A 21,236-nucleotide genomic window follows, 5' to 3' on the forward strand; every position below is an offset into this window, starting at 1 on the left:
GCTCAGTGCCGATCTTCGGCAGTGGTTTCCAGCTTGGCGATCTGGCCGACATCAATCGGCTTGACTGGTGGCCGTATGCGGTAGGCACCGACCTCTCCGGGCTCGACACAGCGGATTTCGGCGATCGTGGCGGTAATACCGAGGCTGCATTGACGGCCCTGGCATGGCCCCATTCCGCATCGCAGAAATGCCTTCAACTGGTTGGGGCCTTGTGCCTTCAAGCGGGTCGCTACATCTCGCACAGTAGAGCCCATGACCTCCTCGCAACGACACGCGACGGCATCGTCTGCCGGCGCGAGATGCTCCTGCCTTGGCTTGAACATTCGGTCGAGGAAGATGCGACCGCGCAAGTACGGCCTGACGCCCTGTTCGACCTCTGCACAAGATCGCTCAAAAGTCGCATCGTCGATGGCGCCCAGGGATTTCACAATTTCGAGCCCCGCACGGCGTCCGCCGAAGCGCGCAGCCTCGGCGCCGTATATGGCCCGACCATCGCCAGCGACATAGATGCCTGCAACGGAAGTCTGACCTCCAGCTTCGGCCACGGGATGCCAGCACATCTGCTCGTTGTCCCAAACGAGATCGCAGCCGACCGACCGCAGCATGTTGACCTCGGGTACGACGCCGTGATGCAGCAGCAGATGATCGATTCTCAGGGAGTGTTCCTTGCCGGAAGCCTGGAAACGCACATGCTCGAGATGTTCGTCGCCCTCGGCGCGCAGATCCTCGACATTCGAATAGACGCGCACCGCCCGCCGAACCTTGGCCATGAGGCTCAGGCCCTTGCGGAAATAAGGCGAGGCAAGGAAACCCGGCAAATGCGCAATGGCCTTTCGCAGATTGCGCCTCGGCGTTGTATCCAGGATCGCCAGAAGCGGAACATTGGCAGCAAGATACTGGCTCGCAAGCAGCCAAAGCAGGGGCCCACTTCCCGCCAGTACCGCTTTCGGGCCCATGACGGCGCCACTGGCCTTGAGTAAAATCTGCGCCGCACCGGCGGTCATGACACCTGGCAAGGTCCAGCCAGCGATAGGAAAAGGCCGTTCCATGGCGCCGGTGGCTACCAGAATGCGGTCGCCTTTGGTCAGTCGGGAGATGCCATTATGCGAAACCGCCACCTCGCGCTCCGAGGTCAGGCGCCAGACAGTAGCCTTGGCAAGGTATGTGGCATCCGAGGCGGCAAAGGCGCGGGCCAGTTCTGCGCCCTTTGCATAATCCTTGCCGAGAATCGCCAGACGCTTTGGCGTGGTCGCGGTGATCGCGCGATAAATCTGGCCACCGACAGCACCATTTTCGTCGAGAACCAGCGTTCTGACGCCGTGCCGGCTCGCTTCGACCGCTGCAGCCATGCCCGCCGGACCGGCACCAATCACGATCAACCCGTACCGCCCCTTGATCTCGCTTATCGACTGCAGATCAATCATCGGACTGCTCTCCCCGACTGACCTCAATCTGGGTCTGCACGCTCATGTTCTCTTTGACTTCGATCATGCAGGCCTGCCGATTGGCTACGCCATCGATCTTCACGAGGCATTCGAAACACACGCCCATCATGCAATAGGGCGCGCGAGGTGCCCCGGAAATCAATGTGGTCCTGGTGGTCGTCACGCCCGAGAGGAGGAGCGCCGCAGCAACTGAATCCCCGGCCTGTGCTTCGACCATATTCCCGTCGATCCGGATGCGGAGCGTTTCGCCTGGCAGATCTTCAAGCCGCTTCAGCATGAAATCGCTCCAGTCCGAATGAACCGATAATCGTGTCGCGACCGCCCGAAAGCAGCGCCGGCACCAGTCGGTTGGCGTGCGCGGCCGCTAGCGTCACGCCGCTGTGGCATGTCACCAGATAGGCGCCGGGGTGGGTCTTGGACTGCGCGTAGATCGGGTAGCCGTCGCGGCTGAGAACCCGCAGGGCCGACCACATGCGCACGACGTTCAAGGCTTCAAGGCATGGGAACATGCGCAGCGCGCGCCTGGCCATGAACGACTGAATGGGCATGCTGACCGAATTGTAGTCATCCGCCTCCTCATGACTGTCGCCGATCATCACCCCGCCCTCATTGGTCTGACGGATGATGTGCATTGGATGATGCAGGAAAGGCGCGATCTTTTCGGTCACCATGATCTCGCCTCGCTGCGCCCTGACAGGAACATCGAAGCCGACCTTGCTGCCGAGTTCCATATTGCCGAGCCCGGCTGCCAGGATGACCTTGTCGACATGAACTTCTCCCGACTGTGTTCCGAGACGGAAGCCCTGGCCATTGCGCTTGATATCGAGCACCTTGCGTCCAGGTAGCGAAGTGCCGCCGAGCAGTGCGAACGCCGTATGCAGGCTGCGCAAAAGCATCAGGGAATTCACGTCGCCATCGAGCTCGCAAAAGGACGCGCCGACCACGTCAGGCCCGACCTGCGGCAGGACTTTCGCCAGTTCCTTGCGATCCAGCATTTCGAACGGATAGTTGGGATTGTGTGCCTTGAGCCTTGCGAGATCCTGGGCACGGTCGGCCAGTTCGTCCTCGTCAAGGCAGAGGACGAAGCCGCCCGGGCGACGGTGATGGAGGCGAATGCCCGTCAATTCTTCGAGCTCGACAGCAAAGCTGCTCCACGCCATGGCCGAGGATATGGTCCAGTCCGAGTAAACCGGGAGTGCGGCCCCCTTGCCCTGGACCCAGACCAGCGCGAAGTTGCCGCGCGATGCCCGGCGGGCAATGTCCGCCTCGTCGAACATCACGACCTTCCGACCCCTCTTGGCGAGGCCATAGGCCAGTGACGCCCCCACAAGGCCGCCCCCGATCACCCCGTATTCGAATTCGTCGTGCATTCGATTGCCCTTGTCGCGGCAGTGCCGCCATTCGCAGAAAGGTGGGGCGGGAGTAAATGCTGCCGCCCGCCCCACCGGCCTCAGACTGTGATCAGCGCGTCGACGATGGTCAGCTTTCCGTGCCGCACCATGATCGGATTGAGGTCGATGCCGGTGATCCCAGGGTTCTGGAGAGCGAACTCGGAAATCTTCACGACCACATTGTAGAGTTCGCGCAGCGAAATCGCCTGCTGCCCTCTTGCGCCGCGCAGGACCGCTGCCGCACGAAGCGCATTCAGGCTTGCTTCGAATTCGTCGAAGGATACTGGCGGCAGAAGATTGACGCTGTCGCGCAAGATCTCGGTGAACACCCCGCCGAGGCCAACGGTGACGAGCGGCCCGAAGCGCGGATCGCGATGCATGCCGACGATCACCTCGTAGTCGGCCGAGAGCGCTGGTTGCAACGACACCTGCGGACCGCAGCGTTCGGAAAGAACGGCATAGTGCCGAGCCAATTCCTCGTCGCTGCGGATTCCCAAGATTACACCGCCAACGTCGGACTTATGCGCGATATCGGGATTGGCGGTCTTGAGGACGACAGGATAGCCGAGCGATTGCGCATTCTTTACCGTGTCAGCCAGGGTGCTCGATTCAAGCATAAGCGCCATGGGCAGACCGCATTCGGCGAGCAGCGCGTAGCTTTTGTCCTGCGTGAAGGTGTCCGCAAGGCGAGGCAGCTCCTCGGTGGGGTTGTGACCACTGTCGCGACTGGTGGAGGCGGTGTCCCCCAAGGCCCGCCTCTTTTCGTGCCATGCCAGAAACGATCCGATGGCGTAGCAGGCGGATTCCGTGCCCATCAGCACCGGAATGCCCTTCATGCGCAGATTGCGGGCGCCCGGCCGCGACACCGACGTGCTCAGATTACCGAAGATGAAGACCGGCTTGGCAGTATTTTCATGGATCTTTGTCGTCGAGTTCGAAACGTCGATCATGAATTGGCGGCCATCGACCAGATTGTTGCCGATGACGACGGCACCGACTGCGGGATCCCTTGAAATCGCAATGCCGGAATCGGCCATGGGGGCGTCGCCCATGGAGTCCAAAGGATTGCCGATCACCACATCGTCTTCGAGAATCTGGGTGAGCTGCTCGTTGGTTTTGTGCCCGTAAGTGGCGAGCTTCAGGTTCGTCCAACTGGACACGTCGGCTATAAGCTGGCGCTCGCCGCCGGAGTCGCTGATGACGCCTGCTCCCAGTGCCGTGGGAACTCGCTCAGTGCGGAAGGCTTCGATGCAATCGAGGAACTCGTCGAGCGTCTTGGTGACGATGACGCCATACTTCCGGCCGATAGCATCCAGAACCTGGCGCGGACTAGAGAGGCCGCCCGAATGAGCCTCAGTGAACTTTGCGCCGACGTCGGTCGAGCCAAGTGCCAGAAGCACCACAGGGATGCCCTTCTGGAAGGCATTGCCGACAGCCGCCAGGAAAGCTTCGGGACGCCGGATCGTCTCGACCACCAGACCGATGACCCGCGTCGTCGGCAGCGAGGCGAAGTACTCGATGTATTCAGGGAATCCAGAAACGACTTCTGCGCCGGCTGATAGGGCAATATCGAGGGCCAGATCGCGCTGGCTTCCCACTATGCCGGACCAGCTCGAGCCGCTGTGCGAGACGATGCACACGCCGCCTGGCGTCAAGTCCAGGCCCGGAGGCGGATTGTGCGTCATCCGCACGCTGTCGCGAACGTTCATGAAGCCCATGCAGTTGTGACCGCAGACAGCGACGCCAGCTTCCAACCCCAACTCGCGCAGACGGTCGGGGATGTAGGTTAGCGACTTCCGCTCGGCGTCGTAGCCACGGTTCGGAATCTGGAAACCCTTGACCCCTGCCGCGATTGCCTCTTCGTAGGCCCTGAGAAGCTGGCTATCGGGCACGGACAGCGCTGCAAAATCGATAGTCTTGCCGATGTCGCGGATGTTGGAGAAGCTCGGCACTCCGAAGACTTCCGACGCAGTGGGATGGACGGCATAGATTTCACCCTTGTAGCCGCCATTCTTGAGCGCCTTGATCAGCCGGCCCCCAAGGTTTCCGTCTCTCTCGCTTGCGCCGACGACGGCCACGCTTTTTGGCGAGAAGAGCTTCGACATACTACTGTACATGATCATTCCTTCTAGTAAGGCAGGTAACGAGCTTCATTTGCTCGGCATCTCTGGTGTTCGGGTCGATCAGCTGACGATGGTGACATTCTCCTTGCCCCATCCGACACGGCACTCGCCGCCTGCGGGCGAATATCCGGACGAGCTGAATGACAGGATTTCGATGGGCGTGTCGTCCGTGCTTCTCGCGAGGTAGCGCGTGGTTGCACCCGTCATGACCGTCTGTTCGAGGCGAACGACGATCTCGTTGTCGGCCGTTTCATTGCCATTCAGGAAGCGGATATCTTCGGGCCGGACCACGACCGACATTGTTTGGCCGCGGTTGGCTTTCTGCCCCGGGCGATACCCATTGACGATGATCGGACCAACAGGAGCGTCCAGGAGCACGGTCTGGTCGAACTGCTCCTTGACCGTGCACCTGAAGACATTCGACCGACCGAAGAAATTGGCGACGAACTCGGTCCTCGGCGAACGATACAGATCCCTCGGAGTGCCCAGCTGCTCAATCCGCCCATCTTTCATAAGGCAGATCCGATCAGACATCGCCATTGCCTCTTCCTGGTCATGGGTGACGTAGAGGATGGTCGTGGACAGCGTCTTGTGCAGATGAACGATCTCCATCTGCATCTGGTCTCTCAGGTTCTTGTCGAGTGCGCCAAGAGGTTCGTCCATCAGGATGATCGGTGGTTCGTAAACTGCGCATCGTGCCAGCGCGACACGTTGCTGCTGGCCGCCGGAAAGCTCGCGCGGAAACCGATCAGCCAGATGCGGCAGCTGAACGATGTCCAGGATCCGGCGCACCTTCGGGGCAATATCGGTACTCTTCATGCCACGCATCTGCAGCGGGAAAGCAATGTTTTCGGCAACAGTCATGTGCGGGAACAGGGCATAGTTCTGGAACACCATGCCGATATCGCGCTGAGAGACAGGCAGATGGGTCGCGAGCTTTCCATCGATCCAGATGCCGCCATCATCGGGCACAACCAGTCCGGACAATATCTGCAGTAGCGTTGTCTTGCCCGATCCCGACGGCCCTAACAGGGTGAGAAACTCTCCCGCCGGCACATCCACGGAGATGGGGTTCAGGGCTCGGACAGCTCCATAGGACTTGCTCACTCCCTCGATTTTCAGTTTCAGATCCATTTGAAAATTCCTTGCCTGCTAGGGCGCTCGGCGATGCGGAATGGGCATTTCCCGAGCCGTCGCGGCGTGGCGAACTATCGGTAGCCTTGTCGATGGTGGACGCGCGGTCTCATCAGGCCGCGCGTCGCATCGAGTCCTGGGTTAGCCGAGCAGCCATTCCTTGAAGCGTTCGTTGGCCGGGCCCTGGTTCTTGTGCCAAAAGGCCACGTCCTCGGCTTCGATGTTTCCGACGTTGTCGGGGTGGGTGGGTAGCTTCGCTGCGAAGGCCGGATCGAGCAGCGCCATCACGCCAGGGTGCATCGGTCCCATCGGCACATCCTTGGTGAAGGCGGCAATGCGATCAGGGCGCGAGCAGAATGCGATGAACTTGCGCCCTGCCTCTGCCTTCGGACTGTTCTTCGGAATGACCCAGCCGAGAGCGGTCGTCATGCTCTGACCGTAGTTGTACTTGATCTTGGCACCGCTTTCGACGGCTGCCATGGCGCGATGATGGGGGAAGGCTGTCACATCGACCTCGCGCGCTCCGAGCAGGCGGGTGATATCGGAATCTTCCTCCCACCAGTTCGTCACATGTTCCTTGATCTCGTCCAGCCGGGCAAATACCTGCTTCCATCCGTCCTCGTTCGAAAGGAACGCCGCGGTCTCGCTCGGCCGCTTTCCCATGGAACGCAGAGCTGCCTCGATCGAGTCCTTGCCTTGGCCTCGCAGCGCGCGTGCACCGGGAAGCTTCTTGTGATCCCAGACGTCGGCATAATTCTCGAAGTTCAGATGATCCTGATACGCGATGACTTGTGCCGACAGGCCATGCGGAAGAAAAGTCGACCGGCGCTGCGCTTCCGGCATGGCCGAATAGATGGCCTGCACGTCTTCGGAGTCGATATCGTCAATCCGCTCGAGCAGTTCGGCTGCGGCAAGAACTTCGTTGCCGGTCGCTGCCACGCTGAAGCGGACATCGTAGAAGAATTTGCCCGTTTCGACCTGAGCCTTGATCTCGACCGTCGAGGTGCCGGCCAGGATAGGCGTCGGCTTGACGCCGAACTCCTTGGCATAAGGATCGAGGAACGCATTCTGGAATGCTTTTTCGTAGCCGCCGGGAATGCCGACCGAGAAGCCATCTTGTTGCGCATGTGCTCGGGAGAATATTGCCGGGGCAGCAAGGATTGCCGACGAGGCTCCCAGTATTTTCAATGCGTCTCTACGCGATACTTTAGTGCTCTTCATGGTTTTCTCCTCCACATTAAGAGACGGTCTGGATCGTTTTTAGTTACTTCTTCGATCCAATTCGGGTTGCAACGACCACCACCACGCAAACAGTGCAGAAGATGACTGTCGACACGGCAGCAAGGGTTGAATCGATGCCCACCAGGGCGGTCGACCACAGCTGCAAAGGCAGGGTGCTGAGCTGTCCGGCGCCGAGAAACAGCACAATCGAGAGGTCGTCGAAGGACCGCACGAACGAGAACAGGAAGGCTGCGACAATGCCTGCCCTGAGGATCGGCATCGTCACCAGGCGGAAAGTCTGCAGCTTGCTCGCGCCTAGCGTCCAGCTGGCGTGATCGAGGCGGACATCGTAGTTCTTCAGCACCGCCATGACGGTGATGATGACGTAAGGGAGATTGAGAACGGTGTGGCCGATGATGATCGCCCAGACGGTCCCGACCAGGTTGACGTAGGCAAAGACATAGAAGAGGCCGACCGAAACGATGACATTGGGCAGCACGATCGGCATCAGCACGAGCATCATCAGCAGTGCCCGCATCGGCACGCTCCGACGCGCAAGTACAAGTGCTGCAGGAATGCCAAGCAGCATCGAGGTGATTGCCGAAACGAAGGCGAACAGCACCGAATTGAGCGTGGCCTTCATCCACACCGTCGAGGTAAAATAGGCCTCGAACCATTCCGTCGTGAAGCCAACGGGAGGCCAGCTGAAGAACCGGTCCTCAGAGAAGGAAACCGGGATCACGAACACGACCGGCAGTACCAGGAAGGCGACCAAAAGCCCGGCGCTGGTGTTAAGGAGAAGACCGTTTCCAGTCTTTCGCTTGCCCAGCACAGGTTCGAGCATCTTCTCAAAGAAGACCGTAACGGTACCGACAAGGGCAAGGATCCGAATGCCGAGTGGCCTCATCCATTGCTGGATGCGTCCATTGCGGGTTCCCGTGGACGCCGAGCTCGCTGCACCGCCTGACAGGACCGAACTGCCGAGCGTCCTTTCAAACACAAGATAGACGACCAGCGTGGCTCCAAGCAGCATGACGGTGAGAGCGCCTGCAAAGCCCCAATTGAAATTGTTGTTGATCTGCTCGACGATTGAGCCAGCGATCATCATTTCGCGGGGACTGCCCAACAAAACGGGTACGATGAAGGTCCCCAGTGCTGAGACGAAGACGACGAGCCACGCCGAGGCAACGCCCGGAAGTGACAGCGGAAAATAGACGCGCCAGAAAGCGTGCCCAGAACGTGCTCCAAGCGTCGAAGCGGCGCGGGTCAAAGCCGGATCGATGTTCTGCATGACCGAGTACATCGTCAGCACAGCCAGCGGCAGCATGCCATGCACCATTGCCAGCAGGACGGCTGGATAGTTGTTGACCAGCCGCACCGGTGTATCGACGAGCCCTGTCGACAGCATCGTGCTGTTGATGACGCCATATCTGGATAGGACCAGCATCCAGGCCAGCGCGCGGACCAGAAAGCTCGTCCAGAGCGGGATCATGATGGCAATCATCAATAGGCTGCTGCCACTCCGCTCGCCTGACGCAAGCATCCTGGCAAGCGGATATCCAGCCACCACAGTGATGCACGCGGACCAGAAGGCGATATCCAGTGTGTTGAGCAGGATGCGCCAGTAGACCGCCGTCTCGAGAAGACGGACGAAGTTCTTAAGCGAAAGTGATCCGCTCTCGTCAAAGATGCTTGCCCCCGTGACGAAGACCAGAGGCAGGGCAAAAAAGAGGATCAGGAACGCCCATGCGGGGATGAGGGGAAGCAGGGACACGATGGGACGCTGGCGCCAGGAACGCGCGCCAGTCCGGCCAGCCTGCCACTGCAAGTCGGCAACCGTCATTGTGCACCAACCCGCGCAGCGCGCCAGGCGATCGCAGCCTTTAGGCCCTGCTCTTTCCTGACCAGCAGGAACTCGTCGCGGTCCTTGTCGACGATACCTTTCATGCTGGCAGCCGCCTCGACATTAGCCTCGAGCGCCGGCATCAGGCCCATGATCTCGAACGTCTGGTTGATGGCGCGCTTGAAGTAAGCAACCGCAACCGGAGACGCACCGACAATATGGTTCGCCAGTTCCAGGACAAAGCTCTCGCGCTCCTCGTCGGGAACGACGTGGTTGACGATGCCGGCCTCCTTGGCTCGGGCAGCGGAGAACGTGTCCTCCGCACACATGAGGATTTCCTTGGACATCTTGGGCCCGGCAAGCCACGGCAGCATGAGCATGATGCTGGGCGAGCCCATCTTGGCCTCAGGCATGCCGAAGCGAGCGCTTTCGGCGGCAACGGAGATGTCACATGCCAGGCTCGCCTCGAAGCCGCCGGCCAGGCAGTAGCCGTGGATCGAAGCGATGATAGGCTTGGGGCACCGCCAGAAACTCAGCATGAACTGCAGGCTCTTCTGATAGCGCGTGCGCCACTCGTCGATGCCCTGCGTCTCCCGATCGGCTCTGACGCTGATATCGCAGCCCGAGCTGAACGACTTGCCCTCGCCCGACAGGATGATGACGCGCACGTCATCCCGAACGCCGAGCTCCGACAGGGCAGCCATCGTTTCGGCCATCATCTCGGGAGAGATGGCGTTGTGAACACGCGGCCGGCTCCAGGTCAGGAAGCCGATTCCAGCACGCACATCCACCTTGATCATTTCGTACGACAACAGGTTTCCTCCCTCACCATTGATCGAACTTGATGGTGGCTTTGTTGCATCGAATGCATACGGATGCAACACCTATTTTTCATTTCTTGAGCCGCTTCTAACCACCAAACCGATGTGGTAAAGAAGGGGCGGAGCATAAATCATGAATTCGTATGCATGGCGGAGGCGCGAGTGATACCCAACAACGCCAGTAGAACGGCGATAATGCCCCGTGTTTCTGAAACGGACGGGGCCGGCCATATCAACAACGTGACATCGGCGATCTGGTTCGAGGCCGGTCGGCGCGACATCTTCCAGGCATTCACACCAGACCTGTCATTCGACCGCTGGGCGGTGGCCGTGATATCGATGGAGATTCGTTACAAGCGCCAGATCTACTTGGCTTCCGAGGTGAGCGTGCTCACCTGGTTGCGCGCCATCGGACGCACCAGCTTCCATGTCAACGAAGTGATCATGCAAGACGGAAGCGTCTGCTCGGCCGGACGCTGCAGCTATGTGCACATGGACTATGCAATCAACAGACCCGCAGCCATTCCCGAGGACGTCCGTGCTCGGCTGGAGCTCGTGCTGGCCGACACCCCAGAGTTCGACAAGGAATTTGCGCGATGACTGCAGTATCGGACGGCTACTATTTCGAGGACCTCAGCATCGGCATGTCCGCCAGCATCACGAAGACCGTCACAGCCGATGACATCGAAATGTTTGCAACGGCAGTGGGAGACTTCAATCCCGTCCACATGGATGAGGAATGGGCCAGGAAGACGCGCTTCGAGGGCCGTATTGCTCACGGGATGCTGACCGCAGGCATTGTGTCCTCAGTGTTGGGTACCCGCCTCCCCGGCCCCGGCAATGTCTATATTCGACAGGTTCTCGAGTTTCGCGCACCCGTTCGACCAGGCTCTACTGTGGAAGCCACCGCGCTCATTACCAAGCTGGAGCCGGAGCGAAATCGCGTACATCTGGAAACTACATGCACTTGCGATGGCATATTGGTGCTTGCTGGTGAAGCGATACTGTTCGTCCAGTCGCACCAGCGCCGACTATAGCTACGCCTATCGCCTGCTCGCCAGCTCTTGCTAAGTTGGCACCAAGGCCAAAGTCGAGCTCTGCTGGGGCGGCGTCCAAACACGCCGGCATCCCGAAGCCCAGGATCACCACGACCATAGGCCAGTTACCGGCATAGCTAGGTTCGAGTTCCTCGCTGACATGGAATGGAACTGTCTGGTTTGGGCTGTGGAATAGGCATCTTGAATGGCTGCAATGGGGCGCGAAGCCGTCCGTCCGTATTGTTGCCGCATCTGCTGCGCTCGTCAGGCAAGATGCAGGATGATCAACCGCCGCCGGCATCGAGCGGTTGAACTGTTACCCCCGGGTATATCTTCTGGAGGTTGCCGGAGATGATCTTGTCACCCTCCTTGATGCCGGTGGTCAGCGTCACGAGATCGCCATCGGTGGGGCCCAGGGCGACCACGCGCTGTTCGACAAGATTGTCCTTGCCGACGACGTAGACATATTTGCCAAACTGACTGGAGCCGAGTGCTGTCTGCGGCACCATCAGAGCGTTGGGCAACTCCCTGATGTGGAGGCGAATGCGGACATATTGGCCGGGCAGCAGCGACAGGTCGAGGTTCTCGATCGTCGCGCGGGCGGCGATGGTGCCTGTGTTGCGCTCCACGGCATTGTCGATGAAGGTCAGCTTGCCCTCACGCGGCTTGCTGTCGCTGCCGGGGATGATGACCTCGGTTTCCACGGTGCCATTGGCAAAGGCCTTCTGGATCTCGGCCAGTTCGGTCTCGCCCGGGTTGAAGGTGATGTAGATCGGCGAGAGCTGGACGAGATTGTTCAGTGGCGTGCCGGCGGCGCTTGTGACCAGCGTGCCTTCCGGCGCCTGATTGCGTCCGAGGCGACCGGCGAAGGGGGCACGGATCTCGGTGTTTTTCAGATTGATCTCGGCGGTCCGCAAGGTCGAACGTGATATGGCGAGTGCTGCTTCCGCCTGCCGCACCGCGCTCCGGCGTTGGTCAAAGCCGTCCTTGGCCAGATAGCCGTTGTCGGCGAGCTTGTTGCCGCGGTTCAGACTGGACTTGAGGTAGTCGAGCGATGCCTGGTCACGCTCGATCTGCGCCTTGGCCTGATCGAGCGCGGCCTGATAGTCCGAGGCCTCGATTCTGTAGAGCAGGTCGCCTGCCTTCACGTCGGTGCCGTCGGATACCGGCTGTTCCTGAAGATAGCCTGACGCCTTGGCGCGCAGAGTCACGTTGCGGATGGCTTCCGTGCGCGCGGCATATTCGAGATAGATGGGAATTGTCTTCTTCACAACGCCGACCACCGGCACCGGCATTGCCTGGGGAGCCGGTGCAGATGGTGCGGCACCCGCAGTCGTGCTGCCGACGTCCCAGCCAGCGAGGAGGTAGCCGCCCGCCACAGCCAGTGCGAGAAGGCTGCCGTTCAGACCGAGTTTGAAAATGCGCATCTGGATACTCCTGATTATTCGGCCGGCTCGAACAGCTGGGTGGGCTGCGAGCGGCGCGCGAAACGTTCACGCCAGGTTTCGAGGACGACGTAGAAGATCGGAACGAAGGCGAGGGTCAGCACAGTCGCGATCAACATGCCGCCGAAGACGGTGGTGCCGATCGACTGCCTGCTTGCTGCTCCGGCGCCGGTTGCCATCATCAGCGGCACGACGCCGAGGATGAAGGCGAAGGCCGTCATCAGGATCGGGCGCAGCCTAAGGCGCGCGGCTTCGACGGCCGCAGCGACGATCTCTACGCCTTCTTCGCGCCTACGCTTGGCAAACTCGACGATCAGGATCGCATTTTTAGCGGCGAGGCCGATCAGCATGACGAAACCGATCTGCGAGTAGACGTCGATCTGCAGACCCCGCACCCAGATCGCCAGCAATGCGCCGAGCAGGGCAAGTGGAACGGCAAGCAGCACGACGAAGGGCATCGACCAGCTTTCGTACTGCATGGCCAGAACCAGGAAGCAGAAGACGATCGCCAGGCCGAAGACAAGGGTTGCGATCGAGCCGGCCCGGATCTCCTGATAGGTGATGCCGGTCCATTCGAAGGAGAAGTCCCGTGGCAACGCCGTCGCCGCGACACGCTCCATGGCGGCGACGGCTTGGCTCGAACTGAAGCCTTCGGCTGCGGCGCCGTTGATGAGTGCGGACGGGTAATTGTTGTAGTGGGTGACTGTTTCCGGTCCCGAAACTGCCTTCAGCGCGCCCAGCGTGCTGAGCGGCACCATGTCGCCTGTATTGCTGCGGACATAGAGCCGTGAAATGTCGGTGGCCTGGGCGCGCGCCTGCTGTTCGGCCTGAAGGGTGACGCGGAAGGTGCGGCCGAACAGGTTGAAGTCGTTGACATAGAGCGAGCCGAGATAGATCTGCAGCGTCGAGAAGATGTCAGGCAGGTTCAGGCCGAGCAGCTTCGCCTTATTGCGATCGAGGTCGTAGGAATATTGCGGGGTCGAGGTGCTGAAGGTCGTGAACAGCGTGAACGGGTTCAACTCCGGCTGCTTGCGGGCCTCAGTGAGCAGTGCCTGCGTCGCCTCGTCGAGTGCCGCGGCACCGCGGCCGGTCAGGTCCTCGACCTGAAACTCGAAGCCGCCCGTCGCGCCGAGACCCTGAATGGAGGGCGGGTCAAAGGCGAGAACCAGCGCTTCCGGAATCTGGATCAGCTTGCCCTGGGCGATGTTCTTGAGCTCGGTAGCACTTTCGCCGGCGCCGCGCTCGTCCCAGGGCTTGAGCACCGCGAACTGGACGCCCGCATTGGACTGGTTGGCGAAGGTGAGGAAGGAGAAGCCGACGACGGAGCCGACGGATTCGACGCCGGGCAGCTCGCGGAGAATTTCCTCCGACTTCTTCGCCACCGCTGCCGTGCGTTCCACCGACGCACCATCGGGCAATTGCAGGACGACGAAGAAGTAGCCCTGGTCTTCGACCGGCAGGAAGGTGGAGGGAATGCGCTGGGACAAGGCGTAGGTTGCGTACAAGGCGAGCCCGAACAACCCGATGAACGCCCAGCGCCAGCGGACGAAGCTGCGAATGCTGCCGGCATAGGCGTTTGACATCCAGTGGAAGCCAGCATTGAACCAGCCGAACAGGATGAATTTCGGCGCGCCGCGATGGCGCAGGAACACGGCGCTCAAAGCCGGGCTGAGCGTCAGCGAGTTGAAGGCCGAGATGGCGAAGGAGATCGCAACCGTCAGCGCGAACTGGTTGTAGAGCTGGCCGGCGACACCAGGTATGAAAGCGACGGGGACGAAGACGGCGAGCAACACGCCTGTCGTCGCGATGATCGGGCCGGTGACTTCCTTCATCGCGATTTTTGTCGCCTCCAGAGGCGGATGGCCGTCTTCGAGCTGGCGTTCGACGTTCTCGACGACAACGATCGCGTCGTCGACGACCAGGCCGATGGCCAGCACCATGCCGAGCAGCGACAGCATGTTGAGCGAGAAGCCGAGTAGATACATCACCGTCAAAGTGGCGATCAACGACACCGGTATCGCGATGATCGGGATGATGGTGGCGCGCCAGCTCTGCAGGAAAATGAAGACGACAAAGACGACGAGCAAGAGCGCTTCGACGAGCGTCTTGACGACGTCGTCCATTGCAGCGGAAACGAAACGCGTCGTGTCGTAGAACATGTTGTAGGACATGCCGGAGGGGAAGCGCTGCGACAGCTCGTCCATCTTGGCCTTGACGTTGCTCTGCAGGTCGAGCGCGTTGGAGCCCGGGGCCTGAAGCACTGCGAGCACGACGCTGTCCTCGCCGTCGAGGCTGAAGGACGAGGAGTAGGACAGGGCGCCGAGTTCGATACGCGCCACGTCGCGCAGATGGATTGCGGCGTGGGTTTCAGGATCGACGCGAAGGATGATCTCGCCGAACTGCTTGGGGTCGCTCAGGCGACCGACGGCACTCACCTGCATCTCGAACGGCGTTCCAGATGGAGCAGGCGACTGGCCGATCTTGCCAGCCGCGACCTGGATGTTCTGCTCCTGGATGACGTTCTGGACATCGACGGCAGTGACGCCGAGGCTCGCCATCTTGTCCGGGTCGAGCCAGACGCGCATGGAATAGCGGCGCTCGCCGAAGAACTGGACGTCGCCGACGCCGGGCAGTCGCTTGATCGGGTCGAGAATCTGCAGGTAGGCGTAGTTCGACAGCGTGGTGAAATCGACCGACTTGTCAGGCGAGCTGAGATTGACCAGCACGTTGAAGTTCGGGTTCTGCTTGATGACGGTGACGCCTGCCTGGTTGACCAGGGCGGGCAGGGAGGGGGCTGCCTGCGAGACGCGGTTCTGGACATCCATGGCGGCGATGTCGACGTCATAGCCGACCTGGAACGAGATGATGACGCGCGCCGAGCCGTCGTTCGAGCTCGTCGACGACATGTAGAGCATCCCGGGCACGCCGTTCAGCTGTTGCTCCAGCGGCGTCGTCACCGTATCGGCCACGACCTGCGCGCTGGCGCCGGGATAGTTGGCGGCGACCACGATCTGGGGCGGGGTGATGTCGGGAAACTGCGCGACGGGCAGAAGAAAGTAGGAGATGGCGCCTGCCAGCACCATGATGATCGCGATCGCCGAAGCGAAGATCGGCCGCAGAATGAAGAAGTTGACCATGATGGCTCTCTCCGAGGCGGCTCGTGATGGTCGATGGCTGCCTTGGGGACGGCAACGAAAAACCGTTGCAGCACACGGAACCGTGCGCTGCTCTTGAACAACCCGATATTGACTTGCGAAGGTGGATGTTACTATCTAGTAACAGGATAAATGTTACGGATCGGTAACATTGTCAAGGGCGTTCCAGCGACAAGATTGGAAGCGAGGAAACGTTGATGACAGCTGCTGTCAGATGTCCACCACGGGAACGGATCATCGATGCTGCGCGCGACCTTTTCAGAAAGCATGGCATCAAGGGCATTGGTGTCGATGCAATCGCCGAGGCCGCAGACAGCAACAAGATGACGCTCTACCGCCACTTCGGCTCGAAGGACGATCTGGTGTTTGTCTGCCTGCAGGAGGCTGCTGCCGAAGCTGAAGCCTTCTGGGAGGGTATCAAGGCCGCCAATCCTGCTAATCCCAAGGAGCAACTGAGCGACTGGGTCCGCCGCGCCGGTGAATTCGTCACCGTCGAACATTGCAATTGCGAGCTTCTGGATGCCGCAGCCCAACTGGTCGAGATCGACCATCCCGCGCGGCAGTTCGTCGAGGACCTTCGCAGCCTTTACCGGGTGCGATTGATCGAGCTCTGCAGTGCTGCCGGGGCCGCCGACGCCGAACTGCTGGTCGATGCGTTGACGCTTCTGGTCGAGGGCGCGCGGACGAACTGGCGCAGCGCCGGGCCAGGCGGCGCCGCAACGCGCTTCGTCAAGGTTGCGGACATGATCGTCGGCGATTTTTTGACCTAGCATGGCAGCAGCAGTATCCGGGAGCCGCCAGTCGGCCGCTTGGTAACGAGAACCTCGCATCAAACGTCTTCCCCGCGTGCTCTAGCCGAAAAGCGAGCATATGGTCGTTTGATCCTGTCGAGCCTGTCGCTGGGCACAAACGGTGACTTGCGGTCGGGCGACCAGTCTATCAGCGAACGACGCACGAACTGCTGGATTGCGACCCGGCATCGACGTATAATATGACCCTGAATTTTCCGGAGGGACAGCTATGAATGCAGTGCCTCAATGGAGCCTCGCAGGCGACTGGTTCGACATCTGCAGCTGCGACATCCCCTGCCCTTGCGAGTTCGCACAGCGGCCAACGGGTAATCACTGCCAGGGCGTGCTCGCCTGGCATGTGCGTGAAGGTCAATACGGCGGCGTGAAGCTAGACGGCCTGACGCTCGTCGCACTCGGCGAGTTCGAAGGTAATCTCTGGGCCGGCGAGGCAAAGGCCGTGATGGGCATGTACATCGACGAGAAGGCGAACGAGCAGCAACGCGAAGCCCTGCAGGCGATCTTCGGTGGCCAGGCCGGCGGGTGGCCGGCCGGGTTTGCGGCCAACATCGGCGAGATGCGTGGCATCGAGTTCGTGCCGATCAGTTTTGAGGTCGCGGGCGACCTCGCCACCTGGCGGGTCGAAATTCCCGGCCGCGTCGTCGGGCGCGCAGAAGCGCTTACTGGTCCGACCACTCCGCCCGGCAAGCGGGTGCAGACGATCAACCCGCCGGGTTCGGAGGTTGGCCCGGGTCAGGTTGCCACCTGGGGGCGGTCCGTAGAAGTGAGTACCAAAGGCTTCGGGCTCGACTGGACGGGCACCGCTCGCTCGAGCAAACACATTCCGTTCGACTGGACCGGCCCCAACTAGGGCAGCGAGCCATTGCCTCACGCGTTCCCCAGGAAATGGTTGCGTTTCACTGGCAATCTCCGTGGCGTGCCGCTGGGTCTCCTTGCATCGCTCGCTGTACTGACAGCGACGGCATGGGTGCTCACCTTCTACCAGACCGTCACCATGCACTTGCCCGTGGGCATCGCCGTGCGCGGCGGGACGGCGGGTATGGAGGGGATGGCCGGCATGGCTATGGCCGGCATCGCCGCCGACAGCTGGTCAGTTGCCAGCGCCACCACCTTTCTCGCGGTGTGGACTCTGATGATGGCAGCTATGATGCTGCCGGCAACCGCGCCCATGATCTTCATGTTCGCGACGGCACAGGCGAAACGCGAACGGCATGTGGCCATCCCGACATGGATCTTCGTCGCGGGCTACATGCTCGTGTGGGCGGCGGCTGGCCTTCTCGTGTATGTTTCAGTCCAGTTCGGCAGCGAGTTGGCGACGAGCCTCGATCCACCTCAGCGGTCGAGATGGGCGCCGCTCGCTCTCGGTGCCACGCTTGGCGTCGCCGGGCTCTACCAGTTCACATCCCTCAAGCATATTTGCCTGAGCCATTGCCGTTCGCCGCTCGCGTTCGTCGCGCAGTACTGGCGCGACGGCCGGGTTGGCGCGCTTGAGATGGGACTACGCCATGGCGTCTATTGCTTTGGGTGTTGCTGGGCGCTGTTTGCCGTGCTGGTTGCGGCCGGCGTCATGAGTGTCGCCTGGATGCTGCTTCTGACGCTGGTGGTGTTCGTCGAGAAGCTGCTACCTCGTGGCCGCCGCTTCGAAGGCGCTTTGGGCATAGCGCTAGTGGGTCTCGGGATCTTTGTATCGCTCGGGGCGATTGAGATGCCATGGGTGAGCGACTAGGTGGATCTCGGTGCAGGCTTTTCGGGTGAACCTGGGCATTATGGAGCGGCACCACGAACGAGGGCCTAACTTCCGCAGTCAAAGTCTCACAAAGTTGCCGCTGCCTCGCCCGTGCGGATGATGCGCGCGTCGAGTTCCTGCAGGCGCCGGGCTGGCCCGGCATTGCTCGGCTGGAGGGCCATAGCCTCGACAAGCATGTCCCGCGCGGTCGCCAACTCGCCATCGCGTATGTGTCGATTGGCCCGGTGGTAGAGAAAGTTGACCCGCTGCACCGGCGAAAACTCCTGGACGAACTGCTCGCACAATCGGTCGGCCCAGGCGGGATGACGTGCAATCGCGGTGAGCACGATCTGATAGGGCCGCATGGCATGACCTATCCCGGACCACGCGAGCGAGCGCAGCGCGGGCACGTCGTCTGCCTGGCAGGCAACTCGAGATGAGATGTGATCGGAGCAGTCAGAACGTCGAGTAGAAGCTCTACGGTCAAGGAAGGTTGATGGCTGTAATTGCATGACGCCCATGGTGCATCCTAACCGCCGCCATGCCGGCTGCGGCTAGGATTTTTGACTTGACGAAAGCGCTCTTTAGTTGACAGGCACCACGAGGGGCGCGGGGATCGGCTCGATCACAACCTCAGGCTCTGGTTCGAGCACCGGCGCTACTTCCGCCGTCTCTGTCGGCAGGGTGGCCTTTATCTCGTCGATTTTACCGTAGGCGTCACCTACGCCAAGCACATCCTTGGCCCAATCCATAACCTCGTCATTCAAATAGTCGTCGCCATACTGAGCGACGCGATTGGGATTGGCAGCTGCAAGCAGCGCCTCCTTGAGGTCATCTTCGCTGGTGCCTTCAGCCGCCGCCTCGGCCGCCGTCTGGGCGTCTTCGAGTTCCTGTTCTGCCTTGGCCAAATCATCCGCAGCCGCAAGTGCATCAGAGAGCGCTTCCTTCTCGGCCTCAAATGCAGCCAGCTCGACCGGATCGACCGGTGGCTCCAGGGCATTCAGTGCGTCGAGGCGTGACTGAAGTGCGTCTGCTGTCGGGTCTGCGATCGGCGCGCTGCCATCAAAAGGCACGATGGCGGCCGCAGCCGCGTCCAATGCAGTCTGTAACTGGGCTGCCTTTTCGGCTGCCGCGGCCGCAGCTTCGACCGCCAGCTCGGCCTTGGCCGAATTCAGCACATACTCCCTAACGAGCGCCATGCGCGGGGACTGCGAGTTCAGATAGGCATGATAGTTGCGATTGAGCGAGTTGAGACCCGCCAGACGCGCATTGAGGTTCTTTTCCTTGACAGGCTTTGCCCCTGGCACCTCCACGGAGGCCGGCAGAACGTTAGCCATCAGGGCCTTGGGATTCTGCTTGGCCTTGGCGGTTTTCGGCGCCGTGTGCTTGTTGCTCGCAACCGCCGACTTCTTCGTCTGTCCGCCGCCGAAGATCGACTTCATCAACCCGCCAACAGAGGCCGTCTGGACACCCCCGCTCGATTTGGTCTTGCCGGCGGCCGAAGCAGACTTGCCGTTGGACGAGCCGTTGCTCTTGCCAGCACTATTACCCCGATCGCCGCCACCACCATTGCCGCCACCACCACCGTTGCCACCGCCATTCTCGCTCTTGGCGAAAGCTGAAGTCTGGGCAATACCGCCGACTGACCCGATGTCGAGCTTGATTGGCAATGCGCTGATGGCGAGCGCGGATGCCGCGCTGACAAGAAGCTTCCTGCTATTGGTCACCGGATTTTCTCCCTCTCTCGGTGCTGAATTCGAATCAAGCCCGACGCCACATTAGAATTCCGAGATATGCGTGCCAGCCAACTAGTGTTGCAGCGTGAAATGTCCGGTGGCGCGCCATCAGCGCACCAGCCTGATGATGCGGCCTGCATACATCTTCTTGCCACCGAGCTCGGCTTCGCAGCTCGACGTGACCGATGAATTGCCGGTCATCTCAACGGTGTTGCCGACAATACGAATACACTGGCCCGAGCCCGACATGTCGGAATTGCCGGCATAAAAGACATGCGCGCCCGGTGCGTAGATGAACCCGGTCACATTCGAACCCGATCCACCATTGATCACCACGGCATTGGCGTTGGTCCGCTCCTGGTAGATGGTGATGCCTGCGTAGGATCCTCGAGATGGCGGCGACAGATTGATGATCTCGTTGGCGTTCGAGGTGAATTCCGCGCCTTCCATCAGGAAAATCGTCACGCCACTGCCGGTGAGCGAACCGTTGCCGCCGAGCTTTATCTGCCCGCCCCTTAGAATGTAGATTCCCGGATCGAGTGTGACATCGCCTGAGATTGTCTTATTGCAGAATGTACCAGGCGAGAGAGTCTTGGTTTTGCCGCCAGGCACTGACTTGCAGGCCGTATAAGACGGCGGAACGACGTTCGCGAGCGGGTCGAGCGACGCGTACTGGTTCTCGCGCGGAATGCCACATTCGAGGTCGGTGTTGTAGCCGGTGAGCCCATTTGTACCACCGACGGTGGTCACGCACTCGGCTGCTACCTGCGCCGATCCGCCTCTCGATACCGAGTCGCTGGCACTGGAGTTCGAGGCGATAACGCAACCGTCAAGCACCACCTGGGTCGAGCCCTGAAGCTTGACTGCGGCCGATGCGGTCGGATCAAGTGCCAGCACACAAGCCGGCTGTCCCGGCGCCACCTCGACAACAGCGCGCCTGGCGGTCCGCCATTCGATGTTCCCGACCATACCCGGCTGCTCGATCGTCGAGGTGACCTCAATGTTGCTGATATCGCCCGAGGTTGTCGCAGACGCATCGAAATCGGTGACCTGATCGTTGTAGACGAGCTCGCTGGCGTCATTGCGGGCCCGAGCGAGATTTGAATCGAAGAAGTCTCGGCCGAGGCTTGTCAGGTCGTCGCCAGACATGCCTGAGTAGTATTTGGTTGCAATCGCGAGCGCAGAGACATCCAATGAGTTCTGCAGTTTGTCCGCCTTATTGTTTATGCTGACGAAGTCGACCACGCCGGCTACGCCGGTCATGATCGGCACCATGGCAATGGCTGTAATGACCGCGAAATTGCCGTGCTCCGACCGGAAAAAATTCCGCATGGCCTGACCCCGCCAGAA

The 21,236-nt window shown here is 60.7% G+C and carries 17 protein-coding genes and 1 pseudogene; 5 read left to right on the forward strand and 13 right to left on the reverse strand.

All coding sequences use genetic code 11. The features are described 5' to 3' along the window. Nucleotides 1-2: 2 nt before the first annotated feature. From ACSQ3E_RS23540 to ACSQ3E_RS23575, 8 genes are all read right to left on the reverse strand, one after another. Nucleotides 3-1,424: an NAD(P)/FAD-dependent oxidoreductase gene (locus ACSQ3E_RS23540; RefSeq protein WP_436124502.1), complete on the reverse strand. Its 1,422-nt coding sequence runs from the start codon at nucleotides 1,422-1,424 to the stop codon at nucleotides 3-5. Further along, nucleotides 1,417-1,722: a (2Fe-2S)-binding protein gene (locus ACSQ3E_RS23545; RefSeq protein ID WP_436124503.1), complete on the reverse strand. Its 306-nt coding sequence runs from the start codon at nucleotides 1,720-1,722 to the stop codon at nucleotides 1,417-1,419. Before ACSQ3E_RS23545 ends, ACSQ3E_RS23540 begins: the two co-directional genes overlap by 8 nt. After that, a complete protein-coding gene (locus tag ACSQ3E_RS23550) occupies nucleotides 1,706-2,890 on the reverse strand; it encodes an NAD(P)/FAD-dependent oxidoreductase (RefSeq protein ID WP_436124504.1) in 1,185 nt (394 codons plus the stop codon). The genes ACSQ3E_RS23545 and ACSQ3E_RS23550 overlap by 17 nt, the downstream gene beginning before the upstream one ends. Nucleotides 2,891-2,895: 5 nt before the next feature. Then, nucleotides 2,896-4,914 carry an acetate--CoA ligase family protein gene (locus tag ACSQ3E_RS23555; RefSeq protein WP_436124505.1) on the reverse strand — a complete coding sequence of 673 codons (2,019 nt, stop codon included), beginning with the start codon at nucleotides 4,912-4,914 and terminating at the stop codon, nucleotides 2,896-2,898. Between the two features lie 105 nt (nucleotides 4,915-5,019). Then, the gene (locus ACSQ3E_RS23560) at nucleotides 5,020-6,093 is read right to left on the reverse strand and encodes an ABC transporter ATP-binding protein (protein ID WP_436124506.1); all 1,074 of its coding nucleotides are present in this window, start codon (nucleotides 6,091-6,093) and stop codon (nucleotides 5,020-5,022) included. Nucleotides 6,094-6,234: 141 nt separating this feature from the next. After that, complete coding sequence (locus ACSQ3E_RS23565) at nucleotides 6,235-7,329, reverse strand: extracellular solute-binding protein (protein ID WP_436124507.1); 1,095 nt, start codon at nucleotides 7,327-7,329, stop codon at nucleotides 6,235-6,237. A 28-nt stretch (nucleotides 7,330-7,357) separates the two neighbouring features. Further along, nucleotides 7,358-9,088, reverse strand: coding sequence for an ABC transporter permease subunit (locus tag ACSQ3E_RS23570; protein ID WP_436124508.1), 1,731 nt, complete (start codon nucleotides 9,086-9,088; stop codon nucleotides 7,358-7,360). 65 nt (nucleotides 9,089-9,153) lie between these two features. Further along, nucleotides 9,154-9,969, reverse strand: a complete 816-nt coding sequence (locus ACSQ3E_RS23575; RefSeq protein ID WP_436124509.1) for an enoyl-CoA hydratase/isomerase family protein — start codon at nucleotides 9,967-9,969, stop codon at nucleotides 9,154-9,156. 171 nt (nucleotides 9,970-10,140) lie between these two features. Between ACSQ3E_RS23575 and ACSQ3E_RS23580 the strand changes: the two genes are divergently transcribed. Both ACSQ3E_RS23580 and ACSQ3E_RS23585 read left to right on the forward strand, forming a co-directional pair. Next, nucleotides 10,141-10,578 (forward strand): acyl-CoA thioesterase, encoded by a 438-nt coding sequence (locus tag ACSQ3E_RS23580; RefSeq protein ID WP_436124510.1) that lies wholly within the window; start codon nucleotides 10,141-10,143, stop codon nucleotides 10,576-10,578. Beyond that, entirely contained in the window at nucleotides 10,575-11,015 is a 441-nt protein-coding gene (locus tag ACSQ3E_RS23585; protein ID WP_436124511.1) for a MaoC family dehydratase, read from the forward strand. Before ACSQ3E_RS23580 ends, ACSQ3E_RS23585 begins: the two co-directional genes overlap by 4 nt. Nucleotides 11,016-11,299: 284 nt before the next feature. On the opposite strand, the gene ACSQ3E_RS23590 is transcribed toward ACSQ3E_RS23585, so the two are convergent. Beyond that, nucleotides 11,300-12,442 (reverse strand): efflux RND transporter periplasmic adaptor subunit, encoded by a 1,143-nt coding sequence (locus ACSQ3E_RS23590; protein ID WP_436124512.1) that lies wholly within the window; start codon nucleotides 12,440-12,442, stop codon nucleotides 11,300-11,302. Between the two features lie 14 nt (nucleotides 12,443-12,456). Further along, on the reverse strand, nucleotides 12,457-15,597 hold the full coding sequence (locus ACSQ3E_RS23595) for an efflux RND transporter permease subunit (RefSeq protein ID WP_436124513.1): 3,141 nt from the start codon (nucleotides 15,595-15,597) through the stop codon (nucleotides 12,457-12,459). A 215-nt stretch (nucleotides 15,598-15,812) separates the two neighbouring features. Here ACSQ3E_RS23595 and ACSQ3E_RS23600 point away from each other — a divergent pair, with 215 nt between their 5' ends. The 3 genes from ACSQ3E_RS23600 to ACSQ3E_RS23610 all read left to right on the forward strand — a co-directional run bounded on the left by ACSQ3E_RS23600 (nucleotide 15,813) and on the right by ACSQ3E_RS23610 (nucleotide 18,150). After that, nucleotides 15,813-16,385, forward strand: a complete 573-nt coding sequence (locus ACSQ3E_RS23600) for a TetR/AcrR family transcriptional regulator (RefSeq protein ID WP_436124514.1) — start codon at nucleotides 15,813-15,815, stop codon at nucleotides 16,383-16,385. Between the two features lie 250 nt (nucleotides 16,386-16,635). Next, on the forward strand, nucleotides 16,636-17,274 hold the full coding sequence (locus ACSQ3E_RS23605; protein WP_436124515.1) for a DUF1326 domain-containing protein: 639 nt from the start codon (nucleotides 16,636-16,638) through the stop codon (nucleotides 17,272-17,274). A 117-nt stretch (nucleotides 17,275-17,391) separates the two neighbouring features. Then, complete coding sequence (locus ACSQ3E_RS23610; protein WP_436124516.1) at nucleotides 17,392-18,150, forward strand: DUF2182 domain-containing protein; 759 nt, start codon at nucleotides 17,392-17,394, stop codon at nucleotides 18,148-18,150. An 86-nt stretch (nucleotides 18,151-18,236) separates the two neighbouring features. On the opposite strand, the pseudogene ACSQ3E_RS23615 reads toward ACSQ3E_RS23610, so the two are convergent. The 3 genes and pseudogenes from ACSQ3E_RS23615 to ACSQ3E_RS23625 form a co-directional block, all read right to left on the reverse strand. Then, nucleotides 18,237-18,578, reverse strand: a pseudogene (locus ACSQ3E_RS23615) (hypothetical protein); the annotation flags it as partial. Nucleotides 18,579-18,734: 156 nt separating this feature from the next. Continuing rightward, nucleotides 18,735-19,820, reverse strand: coding sequence for a hypothetical protein (locus ACSQ3E_RS23620; protein WP_436124517.1), 1,086 nt, complete (start codon nucleotides 19,818-19,820; stop codon nucleotides 18,735-18,737). A gap of 174 nt (nucleotides 19,821-19,994) precedes the next feature. Further along, nucleotides 19,995-21,218, reverse strand: a complete 1,224-nt coding sequence (locus ACSQ3E_RS23625; RefSeq protein ID WP_436124518.1) for a TadE/TadG family type IV pilus assembly protein — start codon at nucleotides 21,216-21,218, stop codon at nucleotides 19,995-19,997. Nucleotides 21,219-21,236: the final 18 nt, after the last annotated feature.

Origin of the sequence: Aminobacter sp. LjRoot7 (assembly GCF_964252895.1) — a bacterium.
Taxonomy (GTDB): domain Bacteria; phylum Pseudomonadota; class Alphaproteobacteria; order Rhizobiales; family Rhizobiaceae; genus Aminobacter; species Aminobacter aminovorans_B.

Bases quoted from the DNA above. Each gene is read 5' to 3' on its own strand.
- ACSQ3E_RS23545 (WP_436124503.1), bottom strand. From the start codon at position 1,722: ATGCTGAAGCGGCTTGAAGATCTGCCAGGCGAAACGCTCCGCATCCGG.
- ACSQ3E_RS23540 (WP_436124502.1), bottom strand. From the start codon at position 1,424: ATGATTGATCTGCAGTCGATAAGCGAGATCAAGGGGCGGTACGGGTTG.
- ACSQ3E_RS23595 (WP_436124513.1), bottom strand. From the start codon at position 15,597: ATGGTCAACTTCTTCATTCTGCGGCCGATCTTCGCTTCGGCGATCGCG.
- ACSQ3E_RS23560 (WP_436124506.1), bottom strand. From the start codon at position 6,093: ATGGATCTGAAACTGAAAATCGAGGGAGTGAGCAAGTCCTATGGAGCT.
- ACSQ3E_RS23625 (WP_436124518.1), bottom strand. From the start codon at position 21,218: ATGCGGAATTTTTTCCGGTCGGAGCACGGCAATTTCGCGGTCATTACA.
- ACSQ3E_RS23590 (WP_436124512.1), bottom strand. From the start codon at position 12,442: ATGCGCATTTTCAAACTCGGTCTGAACGGCAGCCTTCTCGCACTGGCT.
- ACSQ3E_RS23585 (WP_436124511.1), top strand. From the start codon at position 10,575: ATGACTGCAGTATCGGACGGCTACTATTTCGAGGACCTCAGCATCGGC.
- ACSQ3E_RS23605 (WP_436124515.1), top strand. From the start codon at position 16,636: ATGAATGCAGTGCCTCAATGGAGCCTCGCAGGCGACTGGTTCGACATC.
- ACSQ3E_RS23600 (WP_436124514.1), top strand. From the start codon at position 15,813: ATGACAGCTGCTGTCAGATGTCCACCACGGGAACGGATCATCGATGCT.